The organism is Bradyrhizobium sp. I1.14.4 (genome assembly GCF_050435825.1).
Taxonomy (GTDB): Bacteria; Pseudomonadota; Alphaproteobacteria; order Rhizobiales; family Xanthobacteraceae; genus Bradyrhizobium.
Map to the genome: position 1 here is coordinate 54,932 of NZ_JBNDLA010000022.1, position 13,690 is coordinate 68,621.

Sequence of the window (13,690 nt, forward strand, 5' to 3'; positions counted from 1 at the left end):
TGCCGTCAGCGCGTTCGTCCTTGCTGCAAAGATGGTTCGATCAACGCAGCGCCTCGAATCGCGCCTTTGCCTCCTTGATTCCACCGGCCTCAGCCTTCGCGTAGAGATCGCGTGCCTTGGTCGCATCGCCGCGCGTTCCATGCGTTCCCCAGGTCGAGAGGGTCATCGGATCGTAGGTTTCCGCGAGCACGAAGCTTGCCTGGGCGCTGCCCGTCTCGGCGACGCGTTCCAGCACGATCCGCGCACCACCGATGTCTCCCTGTTCAAGCAGCAAGGTCGCGCGCGCCATCAGTCTCGCCTCTTGCGCACCGTCGTCAGGGGCGGCCTCGACATTGCCCGCTATTCGCGTCGCCGCGGCCCGGTCCTCGATTGATTCGACCGTTGCGGCTGCCGGCTCGTCCTGCAAGGACCGGCCGGCGTTGCCGGTGGTGGCCACCTGAGACGCGACGGGCGGCACTTTCGCGGCGAGCGCACCGATGTCGCGGCGCGCCGACGCAAGATCGCGCTCCAACTGCTCGGTCTTGCCACGTTCCCGCTGCAACAGGCTGCGCTGCTCAGCCACAGCCTGCTCGACGGCTTGCTTCGTCCCGACGGCTTGCACATTCGCTGCGGCTGCCCGCCCGGCCTGCTCATCGAGTTCGCGGCTCTTCGTTGCAAGATCACGAGCCAGTTGTTCAGCGCGCTGCCGCTCTCGCTGGAGCGATTGTCGCAACTCGGCGGTATCGCTTGACTCCGCCTTGTTGTGCTGTGCGGCCTCGTCGCCGGCTTTGGCCGCCTGAGCCTCGTATGCGTAGACTTTGCTGCGCGCTGTCGAGAGCTCCTGCGCCAGCGCATCGCCCCTCTCGCGCTCCTTCTGCATCGATCGGCGCTGTTCCGCGGCGCCAGCTTCCGTTGTCAGCTTCAGCTTGGCGAGTTCATCGCGTGCCTTGACCGACGCTGCCGTTTGCATTTCCACGTCACGACGCGCCGCCGCGAGGTCGAGTTCCAATTGCGCCGCCCGCTCATGCTCCTGCACCAGCGACTTCTGCAGGTCCGCCGCGCCGCTTTGCGAGGTCTGCTTCAGCCGGGCCGCCTCATCGCCTGCCTTGGCCGCCAGCGCGGCTTGCGTTTCCACATCGCGACGCGCCGCCGCGAGGTCCTGCTCCAATCGCGCGGCCCGCTCGTGCTCCTGCGCCAGCGACTTCTGCAGGTCCGCTGCACCGCTTTGCGAGGCCGCCTTCAGCCGGGTCGCTTCATCGCTCGCGTTGGCCGTCAGTGCTGATTGCGTTTCCACGTCACGACGAGCCGCCGCGAGATCCTGCTCCAATCGCGCAGCCCGCTCGTGCTCCTGCGCCAGCGACTTCTGCAGGTCCGCTGCACCGCTTTGCGAGGCCTGCTTCAGCCGGGCCGCTTCATCGCCTGCCTTGGCCGCCAGCGCGGCTTGCGTTTCCGCATCACGACGCGCCGCTGCAAGGTCCTGCTCCAATCGCACGGTCCGCCCATGCTCCTTCTCGAGCGATTTCTGCCAATCCGCTGCGCCGCTTTGCGAGGCCTGCTTCAGCCGGGCCGCTTCATCGCCTGCCTTGGCTGCCAGCGCGGCTTGCGTTTCCGCATCACGACGCGCCGCCGCAAGATCCTGCTCCAATCGCGCGGCCCGCTCGTGCTCCTGCTCCAGAGGCTTCTGCAAGTCCACCACGCCGTCTCGCGAAGCCTGCTTCAGCTTCGCCGTCTCGTCGTTTGCCTTGACCAGCAGCGCAGCCAGCTTGTCCACATCGAGACGAGCCGCCGCCAGCTCCTGTTCCCGCTGCGCGGTCCGCCCACGCTCCTCGCGCAACGATCTCTGCAAGTCCGCCACGCCACCTTGCGACACGTCCTTCAGCGATTTTCTCAATTTTTCGGCTTCGCTCTGCAGGGCATTCTCGACCTGAACCGACTCCTCGCGTTCCCTGGTCAGCAAGCTCTGCAGCAATTCAATATCTCGCCGCGCTGTCGCGAGTTCGCCGGCGAGCGCTTCCGCGCTTTGCGCTTGTTCTTTGGCTGGACCAGCGAGGCCACTGGACTGCGCGTGCGCTCCGCCACCGGAACCCGGTGCATCCGAGAGACAGATCAGCACAAGGGTTGCTGCGAACCAGAGGGGAGCCGCCGGACGCATCGTCCGCGGAACAAATGGCACTCGACCCGATTTGACGGGCCCGCCGGCATTTTCACAAGTCGGGTTCCCGCCATCGTTGCGAATGACGATTGTCTCATGTCTCCGCGCGTTCGGTATCACCTGCCGCATGGCGGTATCGCCAATTCTGATGCGGCATCATAGGGCTCACCGGCTCACGGATACTATGACCCGCAAGGATTACCCCTGTTAACCGCGTCGCTTTGGGCCAAGCTGAAGCATCCAGCTCAGCCGCGGTCGGCGCGACAGCGCAGTGCAAGCGCTGCACTCACACCGGCCGTTCGCCCTTGACGGTCACGCGGGTGCCGGAGCGGGTGTGCGGCCAGTAATCCCACATCGCGCGGTGCTGGGCGCAGCGGTTGTCCCAGAAGGCGATCGCGTTCTCGCTCCAGCGGAAGCGGCACTGGAACAGCGGGTTCTCCGCATGCTGGTAGAGATAGGCCAGCACGGCATCGCTCTCGTCGCGCGGGATGCCGACGATGAAGCGGGTGAAGCCGCGATTGACGTAGAGCGATTTCTTGCCGGTCACCGGATGGGTTCGGACCACGGGATGTTCGGCCCGGGGATATTCCCGTTTGTCGGCGACGCCGTAGTTGGCATAGAGCCCACGATAGGTCTGCTCGCCGTCATGCAGCGCGGTCAGCCCGTCGAGATAGGCCTTCATGCGGTCCGACAGCGCCTCGTAGGCCGCATACATGCTGGCGAATAGCGTGTCGCCGCCGCGCGGCGGGCACTGCTTGATGTAGAGGATCGAGCCCATCGGCGGCTCGAGATCGCAGGACACGTCGGTGTGCCAGCCTTCGCCATTTGCGCGCGGTGAGTCCTTGTCGGCATGGATCTTCATCAGCGCCGGATCGCCCTCATTCGGCGCGGCGGGGTGCACATGCAGCTCGCCGAACTTGCGGCCGAAGGCGAGATGCTGTTGCGGGCTGATGTGCTGGTCGCGGAAGAAGATGACGAGGTTTTCGGCGAGCGCGCGATGGATCTCGTCCATCTGGCGGTTGGAGCGCGCATCGTCGCCAACCAATTTGCCGATATCGACGCCGGAGATTTCCGCACCGATGATCGGGGTCAGCTTCTCGACGCCGATGGTCTCATAGGGTTCGGTGGAGTCGGCGAGGTGCCGGTAGCGCGGGCCTTGCTTGCCGGACAACGAGCTCATGGGCGTTCTCCCAATCGTTCTTGATTGGGAGGCATGGTAACCCGGATGACGCCAAGCGCAATCCGGGTCATGACATTACTACTCCGCAGCGCCCGCCGGCTCCGGCAGCTTGGCGCCGCTGCCGTAACGCTGGTCGATATAGTCGATCACCAGCGCCTTGAAGTCAGCGGCGATGCCGGGACCGCGCAGGGTGCGGAACTTCTTGCCGTCGACGAACACCGGTGCGGCCGGCGCCTCGCCGGTGCCGGGCAGCGAGATGCCGATATTGGCGTGCTTGGATTCGCCGGGGCCGTTGACGATGCAGCCCATCACGGCGACGTTGAGCTGCTCGACGCCCGGATATTTGGTCTTCCAGGCCGGCATCTCGTCGCGGATGAAATCCTGGATCGAGCGCGCCAGCTCCTGGAACGTGGTCGAGGTGGTGCGGCCGCAGCCCGGACAGGCCGCAACCAGCGGCACGAAGGTGCGGAAGCCCATGGTCTGCAGCAATTCCTGCGCGACCTGCACTTCCAGCGTGCGATCGCCGCCGGGCTCCGGCGTCAGCGAGATGCGGATGGTGTCGCCGATGCCCTGCTGCAGGAGAATGCCGAGCGCGGCCGAGGAGGCCACGATGCCCTTCGAACCCATGCCGGCCTCGGTGAGGCCGAGATGGATCGCGTAATCCGAGCGGCGCACGACTTCCTGGTAGACCGCGATCAGATCCTGCACGGCGGACACCTTCGCCGACAGGATGATCCTGTTCTTGGGCATGCCGAGCTCTTGGGCGCGCGCCGCAGACAGCAATGCCGACTGCACCATCGCCTCGCGGGTCACCGCGCGGGCGTCGCGCGGATTCGACGAGGCCGTATTCTCGTCCATCAGCTTGGTGAGCAGCTCCTGGTCGAGCGAGCCCCAATTGGCGCCGATGCGCACCGGCTTGTCGTTCTTGTTGGCGATCTCGATGATGTCGGCGAACTGGGTGTCGCGCTTGTTCTTGAAGCCGACATTGCCGGGATTGATGCGGTACTTGTCGAGCGCCTCGGCGCAATCAGGATACTCGGCGAGCAGCTTGTGGCCGATATAATGGAAATCACCGATCAAAGGCGTGGTGATGCCCATCTTGCGCAGGCCGTCACGGATGTGCGGGACAGCGGCAGCGGCTTCCTCGCGGTCGACGGTGATGCGCACCATCTCGGAGCCGGCGCGCGAGAGCGCGGCAACCTGGGCGATGGTGCCATCGACGTCGGCGGTATCGGTGTTGGTCATCGATTGCACGACGATCGGCGCGCCGCCGCCGACGGCGACGTTGCCGACCATGACCTGCGTGGTTTGGTGCCGCGGCGCGGGGCCGGCGACGTCGTCTTGCGGCAAAATCTCGGGCTTGTTCATGGCGTCTCGAATATCAGGTTTTGGTGACATTCACCAAGGGGGCGATGGGCCTCGCGCATGGCGGGCCAAACGGTCATCTTTCGGAGTGAATTCAACAGCTTATGGCGCCGATTGAGGCCAAACGCAAGCTATGCAGCGGCGTCCTGCATGCCCAGCTATATTGGACCGGATTGGGGTGAATCAAAGGGCAAAGTGACAGCTTTTCATGTGACCTGGAGCATCTTAGCATCCGCTTAAGAAATTGCCGGGAGGGCGTGAAATGGCTGCGCGGAACGAGCTGATCACCACGGCGGAACTTGCCGAGATCCTGACCCGGCCGGATCTTCGCCTGTTCGACTGCACGACCTATCTGGAGCCGGCCCCCGCCGGAATCAACGTTCCCTATATTGTCGTCTCGGGCCGCCAGACGTTCGAGGCCGGCCATATCCCCGGCGCGAACTTCCTCGACTTGCAGGCCGAATTCTCCGATCCCCATACCGAGCTGCGCTTCATGATGCCTCCGGTCGCGCAGCTCGAGGCCGCGTTCGGCCGCCACGGCATCTCGGCCAACAGCCGCGTGGTGCTCTACTCGATCGGCACCGCGATGTGGGCGACGCGGTTCTGGTGGATGCTGCATTCGCTGGGCTTTGACGGTGCCGCGGTGCTGGATGGCGGCATCGACAAATGGACCGCCGAGGGACGCGACATCGAGACCGGGCTGGCCGGCGGCTATCCGCCGGCGAACTTCACGGCACGGCCGAAGGACGGAATGTTCGTCGGCAAGCATGACGTGCTTGCCGCGACCACGGAGCGCGACACCGTCATCGTCAATGCGCTCGGCCCGCAGTTCTACAGGGGGTTGGAGCCAAGCCGTTACGGCAGGCCCGGCCGCATCCCTGGCAGTGTCAGCGTGCCGGCCGCAACCTTGATCGATCCCAAGGGCAAGACGTTCGTGCCGCTGGCGGAGGCCGAAACAACCTTCGCCGCGCAAGGCATCACCAGGGACAAGCGCGTCGTCGCCTATTGCGGCGGCGGCATCTCCGCGACCATCGACCTGTTCCAGCTGCATCGGCTCGGCTACGACAATCTCACACTCTATGACGGCTCGATGGGGGAATGGGCGAAGGATGCGTCGCTGCCGATTGAGACGGGGTAGTGGGACACACGCGCGATTCTCTCCACTCGTCGTCCCTGCGAAAGCAGGGACCCATACGCCGCGGCGGATGTTGTGTGACGCGCTCGTCGTTCCAGCATCGTTCAACAATCGGCATTTGTGGTTGGGTCCCTGCTTTCGCAGGGACGACAGCGAGTTTGTTGCGCCACTTGTGAATCATGGCTTCGCATTCTCGCGGCGCATTGCGTCCGAGGTTTTCATCAATCTTCGCCGCTCTGAAAGCAGAGGGCGCAGGGAAAGCCGGGTGCCGATCGCACCCATGGGTCCGGTGCAACAAAAAGCACCGGAGGTAGGACCACAGGTGTAACCGGGAACAACCCGGCTTTCCCTGCGCGATGGGTTACGGCTTATTTCGTGCTCTCCCCGGCGAGACTGGGCTTTTTTGTCACCGCCTTCGCAAAAACGCTTTCGCGTTTTGCGAGAGGACACCGGCCACTAGGGCGTCAGGACCACACGACTTCACCGTCCGCCTTGCGTGCTCTCGTCAGTCGCACACGCAGCGTCCACCGCATCTCACCGCAACACCCGTGACGATGCGCAGCGCCCCTCGATCGGGTGAGACGGGCGAACCATACACCGAGTTGCAATTCCGATAAACCGAAATATTTGATCGTCGGGGATTGACAGGTTTTACTGAGTTGCCCGTCGGGCTGTTTTGTCGCAGGCTGGGCGCAGCGAGTGCGCCGGCGCGGGCAATCAAGCGGACGTCTTGACGATCTCGAAACCTCGGGCCGCCAATTCCTTCAAGATGCTCCTTGCCAGGTGGGAGCACTCATCCGGCTTGATCCAGCACGCACTCCGCCAATCCGGATCATCCTCTCTGGAATATGCGGTGAACGCCGACCGGATTCCGGCTTCAATTGCATCGGTGGCATCGATTGGCATCAGCACGCCTCCAAGGCATCATCCCTCGCATGAGAGACTTCATGGAATGTTAGTGGCGATGTTGACGTAGATCAACACCGTCCGGGCTCGTCACCTCTGACCGGCTTGTTGCAATTGCGCCTGAAGGCAATAGAGAAACGTCAATCGTCGCCGCTAGGCTGCCGCCGTCTGCCCGGAGATGGTCATGCAAGCCACCGCGTCGATCGCCACCTGCTTCAGGAAATTCGCCGACTTCAGCGGCCGGGCGTCGCGCGCCGAGTTCTGGTGGTTCCTCGGCTTTTGCCTGCTGGTTCTGCTCGCGGCACATCAGTTCGACACCGCGATCTACGTCGCCATTGCGATGGCGCTGCCGCTGTTGGCGGTGACGGCCCGGCGCTTCCACGACAGCGGCCTGACCACTGGGCTCGCGGCGTTCTTTGCGGTCGCGCCGTTCGCCATCTTCTACTTCTTTGCCGCGATCCAGGATCGCGTCGAGGCCTGGTTTGGCGTTCACGTGCCGTACGGCCTGATCGCCGCCATCCCGACGACCTGTGCCTTTGCCTTCTCTGGTTTCTGCTTCCTGTCCGCACTCGCAAGGCGAAGCCAGCCGACCGCTTCGACGGCGCCATCGGGGGCCGGCGCCGGTTCATCGGGGACCGTTCCGCCTGATGCGGCCGTAGTCGCGAGGCAAGAGGCGGAGCGCAAGGTCTCCGGTTTCTCCAAAGCCGTCATGGCCGTATTCGCCATCCCGCCGGATGGCGGGACGCAGGCCGTCGCAGACAAGGCCGACCCTGGCGTCACTGCCGCGTGCGGGATCGTCGTCGATCTCTGCGCGCGTTACGGGCACGGCATCTCCTCACCACCCTTCGACGCGCTGTTGTCAGGGGCCGGGGCTCGACTTGAAGCCGCCGGCTGGCGCGTCGTGGCGGACGGCGGCCCCACGATCGACCTGAACCATCGGGCAAGCGTCGGCGTCGTGAGCAAGCACGCGCCCGACCTCCGCAAGCAGGCCGGACCAATCGACGTCGACAGCCTCCTGCAGCAGGAGAGAGCGCAGTTGCAGGCGGCCGAAACGACCACGCCGAAGCAGCATCGAACGGCGGCCTACTACACACTCGACGGAGCGGATGCGTTCATCGCGATCGAGAAGCAGCGCCAAGACTACAACACCTATTTCAGGATACGGCTCTGCCTTGCCGAACGGCATGAGCGGGCGGCGATGGAGACATTGCGCTCGTCGACCCTCTACCAGGCGTTCCGCCACGCGTTCTCCGATGGCCCGCCGACCTACCCGGCGTTCGGCCAGAGAATCATCAAGGGCTATCAGCCGATCCTCTACCGGGATGGGCTCGGCACTTCACTTGACGTCACCAATCTCGGCGCCGGCAGCGCGAAGATGCTGTCCGACCGCGGACTGCATCACCCGGCGGTCTATGTCGATTTCGAGATGCATGAGCGGATGATGTAGCGAGTTGCGGCATTAACCGTCCGCGCCAGTTCCGTGCCGGAACACCGTACTGATCCGGATTCCTGGCGAGCCAGGACGGTCGTAATACAATCCCTGCCGGCACGACGGTAATTTGCAGAGTATTTTTCACGTTTGGGTTTTTACAGGCCTACTTCAACCGGCAGAAAAGGACCGTCCATGTGACGGTCCTTTTCGGTTCAGCGCCCCGCCTCCGCCTGCGGTATCTCGACTTCACGCCGGAACGTTCGGGTCCGGCGTCACTTTCGGATCGGGCTTGTTGACCAGATAAAGCCCTGCGATCACCAGCAGCGCGGCGACGCCGAACACCGGGGTCAGCGTGTCGTGCATGACGAAATAGGCCGCGACCACGCCGAACAGCGGCGTGACGAAGGTGAAGGCCGACAGCTTGCTCGCCGAATAGGTCTTCACCATCGCAAACCAGATCACGAAGGTGCAGCCCACGACCCAGACCGCCTGATAAGCGAGCAGCGAAATCGACAGCGCGCTCGGCACATGTTCGATGCGCTCGCCCGCGATCCAGGCGGCGAAGCCGAGAATCGGGATCGAGATCGCGACCTGGTAGCCGAGCGCCTTTTCCGGCGCGGCCCTGCGCAGGCCGGTGCCCTTGGCGACCAGCGTGGTCGCGGCCCACAACGCGCCGCCGCCGACCACCATGAGGTCGCCGAGCAGCACCGTGGCATCGACATTCGGCTGCGGCACGCCGATCGCGAGCGCGACGCCGGCAAAACTCAACGCGAGCCCGCTCCACTGCACGGTAGAGAGGCGCTCGCCGAGGAATTGGTGCGAGCCGAGCGCGACGAAAAACGGCGCGGTGTAGAGGAAGACCGAGGCGCGCGATGCCGAGGTGAAGACCAGCCCGGAGAAGATCAGCACGAACTCGCAGCCGAACATCAGCCCGGCGATCACGCCCGGCAGCAGCGTGCCGTCACGCTCGAAGAATTTGACGCCGCGCAGCCAGCCGACGATCAGCATCACCGGCAGCGCGCCTGAGGAGCGGATCATCGCCTGCAGCATCGGCGGCACGTCGGGCAGCGCGAGCTTGACCGCAAGCTGATTGAAGCCCCAGCTCACGCACAGCATCAGCATCAATGCGATGGCGCCGGGCGGCAGCCCGTGGCCGACGCTGACGGGCCTCGTGACGCTGGCGGAGATTGCTTGGGTCGACATGTTTCCTCGCGGGCCGGCTTGGTGCCGTGTTGTTGTTTTGGGGCTCAGGCGTTCGTTGTTGCCTCACCTCTCCCGCCTGCGGGGGAGGTCGCATCGCATCGAAGATGCGATGCGGGTGGGGGCTCTCGCCACAGAACGACTCGCGGAAAAACCCCCACCCCAGCCCTCCCCCGCAAGCGGGAGAGGGGGCGCACCATCTTCGCGGTGATCGTTCCCATCAATCGCACCAACCATCACGTCTTCTGGCAATGCGCACAGGTGCCGGCGATCTCGACCACCGACAGCTTCGGGATGAACCCCGACGCCCGCGCCGCCGCGGTCAGGCTTTGCGCGACGGGTGCGGCGGGGATCTCGCCGACCGAGCCGCAATGGTCACAGATCAGGAACGCCACCACCGAGGTCTCGTCATGGTCGTGCGCGCAGGCGAGAAAGGCGTTGCGGCTCTCGATACGGTGCACGAGGCCGTTCTCCATCAGGAAGTCGAGCGCACGGTAGACGGTAATCGGCGCCGGTCGCGGCATCGTCTTGGCCAGCTCGTCGATCACCTCATAGGCGCCGAGCGGGCGATGGCTCGACAGCAGCGCCTGCAGCACCTGACGCCGGATCGGGGTGAATTTCTGCCCGCGGCGCGCACACACCTGCTCGGCATGCGCCATCGCGTCCGCGGCGCAGCGGCCGTGATCGTGATCGGGGGCAGGAAATGTCGGCTTGGCCAGGCTCATTGCTTGGATATGTAGCATTTCTGCGCCGGTTCCCATAGCCCGGCCGAAAGCCCAGTACGTCGCCGCCTTGCAGCCATGTGCGCAATGCGGGGCAGCCCTCCGTTAACCCGGCATGCAGAATTCATAAGCAAGCTTATTATAGCCAAAGCTTATGGAGGCAGGATCGATGCGTGGTTCCGTGGACGCGAACTTCATGTTTACGCTGGGCGAATTGTTCCGGCTGATCCGCGTCTATGCCGACAAGGAGGCCGCACGCTACGGCATCACCCGCGCGCAATGGGCCGTCCTGTCCAAGGTGGAACGCCAGGAAGGATTGAAGCAGACCGAGCTCGCCGAGCTGCTCGAGATACAGCCGATCACGCTGACGCGGCTGATCGACAAGCTCTGCGACAATGGCTGGATCGAACGCCGCAGCGACGAGAACGACCGCCGCGTCAACCGCCTCTATCTGAAGAAGGCCGCGCGCCCGCTGCTCGGGAAGCTGGCCGGCCTGCGCTCCGAACTCACCGCGACCGCGCTCGAGGGCATCAGCCCCAATGATGCGCATCGCCTGCTCACTCAACTGGAATCGATCAAGGAAAACGTTCGCAATGCCATCCAAAGCCCAGCCGGCGAACCCTCCCGAAAGGAACAACGCTATGGCTGAACCGGTCCTCAAGCTGGCCCCCGAGCAGAAGAGCAATCCGGAAGCGCCCGCGCCGTCGGGCAAGGCCAGCCGTGCGCCGCGCCGTCGCCTGATGGCAGGCCTGCGGCGCTATCGCCGCACGCTGCTGCTCGTCGTGTTGCCGATGGTGGCGGTGATCGGCGGCATCGTGTTCTATCTCAATGGCGGCCGCTATGTCGGCACCGACGACGCCTATGTCGGCGCGCAGAAGGTGCTGATCACACCGGAAATCTCCGGCAAGATCGACAAGATCGTTGTGAAGGAAGGCCAGCACGTCAGGAAGGGCGACGAGCTGTTCGAGATCGATCCGGTGCCGTTCCGTCTTGCAGTCGCGCAGGCCAAGGCCGCGCTCGACCAGACCAGGACCACCTATGACAACCTGGTCGACAACATCAAGATCAACACCAAGATGCTGGAGTTCGCGCAGCAGAGCATCGAATTGAAGAAGCGCGACGTCGACCGCAAGTCGACGCTTGCCAAGCAGAATTTCGGCTCGCAGCTCGACCTCGACAACGCGGCCAACGCGCAAGTGACGGCCGAGAGTCTGGCGCAATACATCAAGCAGCAGATCTCCAAGGACAAGACGCAGTTGCTCGGCGATGTCGACCTGCCGATCGAGCGGTTCCCGCCCTATGCCCAGGCCAAGGCCAAGCTCGACGACGCGCAGCGCAATCTCGATCACACCGTGCTGCGCGCGCCGATGGACGGCGTTGCGACCCAGGTCGACCAGATCCAGCTCGGCCGCTTCGTCGCCGCGGGCGCGCCGGTGTTTTCCGTGATTGACGTCGACCACCCCTGGGTCGATGCCAACCCGAAGGAAAGCGACTTCACCTATGTCGCGGTCGGCCAGCCGGTTGAGCTCGACGTCGACGCCTTCCCGAACCACGCGTTCAAGGGCAAGATCGGCTCGCTGTCGCCCGGCACCGGTGCACAGTTCGCGATCCTGCCGCCGCAGAACGCCACCGGCAACTTCGTCAAGGTGGTGCAGCGGGTGCCGGTGCGCATCTACTTCGACGAGAACGATCCGTTCGTGAAGAAGCTGAAGGCCGGCATGAGCGTCTACGCGACGATCGACACCAACCACCGCCGCACGCTGGCCGGCCTGCTCGGCCTGGCGCCGGCCTCGGCACACCAGGATTGACGACGGTGATGTCGATATATGCGCGCCTGCTTCACACATTCCGCTGTCATCGCCCGGCTCGACCGGGCGACCCAGTACGCCGCGGCCTTGCGGTTCACGGCACGGCCTCTGGAATACTGGGTCCCCGCATTCGCGGGGACGACGGCTGCGATGTGTGATTGCGACCGCCCCTACGCAGGAGAAATGATCTCTCGCGCTCGTGACCAACAGGACTGAACTGAATGAATGCACCGTCACCATCCGCCGTGCCCGGCCTGCGCCGGAACATGGTGACGATCTGCGCGATGACCGCGACGATCATGCAGGCGCTCGACACCACGATCGCCAACGTCGCGCTGCCCTATATGCAGGGTTCGCTGTCGGCCTCGCAGGACCAGATCAACTGGGTGCTGACCTCCTACATCGTCGCGGCCGCGATCATGACCGCGCCGGTGGGCTGGATCGCCAACCGTTATGGCCGCAAGCGTATCTTTATCATCTGCTCGGCCGGCTTCACCGTCGCCTCGGTGTTCTGCGGCCTGGCGCAGGACATCAACCAGATGGTGCTGTTCCGCCTGTTGCAGGGCGTGTTCGGCGCGGCGCTGGTGCCGCTGTCGCAGGCCGTGATGCTCGATTCCTACGCGCTGCATGAGCGTGCGAAAGCGATGTCGATCTGGGGCATGGGCGTGATGATGGGCCCGATCATGGGACCATCATTGGGGGCGTGGCTGACCGAGACCTATTCCTGGCACTGGGTGTTCTTCGTCAACCTGCCGTTCGGCGCGATCACCGTGCTCGGCCTCGCCGTGTTCATGGACGAGACCAAGCAGGACCACAACCTGCGCTTCGACTGGTTCGGCTTCGGCGCGCTCGCGGTCGCGATCGGCTCGCTGCAGCTCGCGCTCGACCGCGGCGAGCAGCTCGGCTGGCTGGAATCCAACGAGATCATGATCGAGTTCATCGTCGCGGCGGTCGGCTGCTACTTCTTCTTCGCCCATTCGCTGACCACCAACCGGCCGTTCATCCAGTTCGCGCTGTTCAAGGACAGGAATTTCCTCGGCGGCTGCGTGTTCATGACCGTGATGGGCCTCGTGCTGTATTCGACCATGGCGCTGTCCTCGCCCTATCTGCAAAACGTGATCGGCTATCCGATCATCACCGCCGGCCTGCTGCTGGCGACCCGCGGCGCCGGCACCTTTGTCGCGATGATGCTGGTCGGCCGCCTGATGCGCTACATCGAGGCGCGCACGCTGATCATCTCCGGCCTGGCGCTGACCGCGGCGTCACTGTTCCAGATGACCGGCTGGACCGACATGACGCAGGCCAACGAGATCATCGTCGTCAGCGTGATCCAGGGCTTCGGTTTCGGCCTCGTGTTCGTGCCGCTGTCGACGGTGGCGTTCCTGACGCTGCCGAACCAGCTGCGCACCGATGGCACCTCGATGCTGACGCTGCTGCGCAACGTCGCGAGTTCGGTCGGCATCTCGATCGTGATCGCGCAGCTCACCGAAGGTTCGCGGCGAATCTACGCAAAGCTGTCGGAGCAGATCAATCCGTTCAACCACGCGCTGCAGATGCCCGACATATCAGGCATGATCAACCTCAACAGCGATGCCGGCCGCGCGATGGCCGACAGGATGGTGGCGGCGCAGTCGCAGATCATTGCGTTCTCGCACGACTACCAGCTGGTGATGCTGTTCATCCTGGTCTCGATCCCGCTCGCGCTGATGATCGGCTCGACCAAGGCCGCGCTGCGCTCGCAGTCGGCGCCGTCGGATCATGCCGCGGTGATGGAGTAGGTCCTTCAACGTCTCTGCGTCCGATGGCGCGTC

11 protein-coding genes are annotated in these 13,690 nt (G+C 64.3%); 5 read left to right on the forward strand and 6 right to left on the reverse strand.

Annotated elements, in window-relative coordinates; genetic code table 11:
- Positions 1–40: 40 nt before the first annotated feature.
- The 3 genes from ABIB78_RS30480 to ispG all read right to left on the reverse strand — a co-directional run bounded on the left by ABIB78_RS30480 (position 41) and on the right by ispG (position 4,679).
- Positions 41–2,260, reverse strand: coding sequence for a hypothetical protein (locus tag ABIB78_RS30480; RefSeq protein WP_429031307.1), 2,220 nt, complete (start codon positions 2,258–2,260; stop codon positions 41–43).
- Between the two features lie 157 nt (positions 2,261–2,417).
- On the reverse strand, positions 2,418–3,311 hold the full coding sequence (locus ABIB78_RS30485) for a TauD/TfdA dioxygenase family protein (RefSeq protein ID WP_429031311.1): 894 nt from the start codon (positions 3,309–3,311) through the stop codon (positions 2,418–2,420).
- 78 nt (positions 3,312–3,389) lie between these two features.
- On the reverse strand, positions 3,390–4,679 hold the full coding sequence (ispG, locus tag ABIB78_RS30490; RefSeq protein ID WP_429031313.1) for a flavodoxin-dependent (E)-4-hydroxy-3-methylbut-2-enyl-diphosphate synthase: 1,290 nt from the start codon (positions 4,677–4,679) through the stop codon (positions 3,390–3,392).
- 259 nt (positions 4,680–4,938) lie between these two features.
- Here ispG and ABIB78_RS30495 point away from each other — a divergent pair, with 259 nt between their 5' ends.
- Positions 4,939–5,814, forward strand: a complete 876-nt coding sequence (locus ABIB78_RS30495; protein ID WP_429031315.1) for a sulfurtransferase — start codon at positions 4,939–4,941, stop codon at positions 5,812–5,814.
- Positions 5,815–6,528: 714 nt separating this feature from the next.
- Here ABIB78_RS30495 and ABIB78_RS30500 read toward each other — a convergent pair.
- Positions 6,529–6,717, reverse strand: a complete 189-nt coding sequence (locus ABIB78_RS30500; RefSeq protein ID WP_429031316.1) for a hypothetical protein — start codon at positions 6,715–6,717, stop codon at positions 6,529–6,531.
- Between the two features lie 184 nt (positions 6,718–6,901).
- Here ABIB78_RS30500 and ABIB78_RS30505 point away from each other — a divergent pair, with 184 nt between their 5' ends.
- The gene (locus tag ABIB78_RS30505; RefSeq protein WP_429031318.1) at positions 6,902–8,164 is read left to right on the forward strand and encodes a DUF805 domain-containing protein; all 1,263 of its coding nucleotides are present in this window, start codon (positions 6,902–6,904) and stop codon (positions 8,162–8,164) included.
- Positions 8,165–8,395: 231 nt separating this feature from the next.
- Here the strand turns inward: ABIB78_RS30505 and ABIB78_RS30510 are convergent, their stop codons facing one another.
- Together ABIB78_RS30510 and ABIB78_RS30515 are read right to left on the reverse strand one after the other, a co-directional pair.
- Positions 8,396–9,352 carry a DMT family transporter gene (locus ABIB78_RS30510; protein WP_429031319.1) on the reverse strand — a complete coding sequence of 319 codons (957 nt, stop codon included), beginning with the start codon at positions 9,350–9,352 and terminating at the stop codon, positions 8,396–8,398.
- A 233-nt stretch (positions 9,353–9,585) separates the two neighbouring features.
- Positions 9,586–10,074: a Fur family transcriptional regulator gene (locus tag ABIB78_RS30515; protein WP_429031405.1), complete on the reverse strand. Its 489-nt coding sequence runs from the start codon at positions 10,072–10,074 to the stop codon at positions 9,586–9,588.
- A 166-nt stretch (positions 10,075–10,240) separates the two neighbouring features.
- Here ABIB78_RS30515 and ABIB78_RS30520 point away from each other — a divergent pair, with 166 nt between their 5' ends.
- From ABIB78_RS30520 to ABIB78_RS30530, 3 genes are all read left to right on the forward strand, one after another.
- The gene (locus ABIB78_RS30520; protein ID WP_429031321.1) at positions 10,241–10,720 is read left to right on the forward strand and encodes a MarR family winged helix-turn-helix transcriptional regulator; all 480 of its coding nucleotides are present in this window, start codon (positions 10,241–10,243) and stop codon (positions 10,718–10,720) included.
- Positions 10,713–11,879: an HlyD family secretion protein gene (locus ABIB78_RS30525; RefSeq protein WP_429031323.1), complete on the forward strand. Its 1,167-nt coding sequence runs from the start codon at positions 10,713–10,715 to the stop codon at positions 11,877–11,879. The genes ABIB78_RS30520 and ABIB78_RS30525 overlap by 8 nt, the downstream gene beginning before the upstream one ends.
- A gap of 221 nt (positions 11,880–12,100) precedes the next feature.
- Positions 12,101–13,657 carry an MDR family MFS transporter gene (locus ABIB78_RS30530; protein WP_429031325.1) on the forward strand — a complete coding sequence of 519 codons (1,557 nt, stop codon included), beginning with the start codon at positions 12,101–12,103 and terminating at the stop codon, positions 13,655–13,657.
- The last annotated feature ends 33 nt before the right edge of the window (positions 13,658–13,690 follow it).

Excerpts from the sequence above, each read along its gene's own strand:
- ABIB78_RS30505 (WP_429031318.1), top strand. The coding sequence starts at position 6,902 with ATGCAAGCCACCGCGTCGATCGCCACCTGCTTCAGGAAATTCGCCGAC.
- ABIB78_RS30530 (WP_429031325.1), top strand. The coding sequence starts at position 12,101 with ATGAATGCACCGTCACCATCCGCCGTGCCCGGCCTGCGCCGGAACATG.
- ABIB78_RS30500 (WP_429031316.1), bottom strand. The coding sequence starts at position 6,717 with ATGCCAATCGATGCCACCGATGCAATTGAAGCCGGAATCCGGTCGGCG.
- ABIB78_RS30510 (WP_429031319.1), bottom strand. The coding sequence starts at position 9,352 with ATGTCGACCCAAGCAATCTCCGCCAGCGTCACGAGGCCCGTCAGCGTC.
- ABIB78_RS30520 (WP_429031321.1), top strand. The coding sequence starts at position 10,241 with ATGCGTGGTTCCGTGGACGCGAACTTCATGTTTACGCTGGGCGAATTG.
- ispG (WP_429031313.1), bottom strand. The coding sequence starts at position 4,679 with ATGAACAAGCCCGAGATTTTGCCGCAAGACGACGTCGCCGGCCCCGCG.
- ABIB78_RS30495 (WP_429031315.1), top strand. The coding sequence starts at position 4,939 with ATGGCTGCGCGGAACGAGCTGATCACCACGGCGGAACTTGCCGAGATC.
- ABIB78_RS30480 (WP_429031307.1), bottom strand. The coding sequence starts at position 2,260 with ATGCGGCAGGTGATACCGAACGCGCGGAGACATGAGACAATCGTCATT.
- ABIB78_RS30515 (WP_429031405.1), bottom strand. The coding sequence starts at position 10,074 with ATGAGCCTGGCCAAGCCGACATTTCCTGCCCCCGATCACGATCACGGC.
- ABIB78_RS30485 (WP_429031311.1), bottom strand. The coding sequence starts at position 3,311 with ATGAGCTCGTTGTCCGGCAAGCAAGGCCCGCGCTACCGGCACCTCGCC.
- ABIB78_RS30525 (WP_429031323.1), top strand. The coding sequence starts at position 10,713 with ATGGCTGAACCGGTCCTCAAGCTGGCCCCCGAGCAGAAGAGCAATCCG.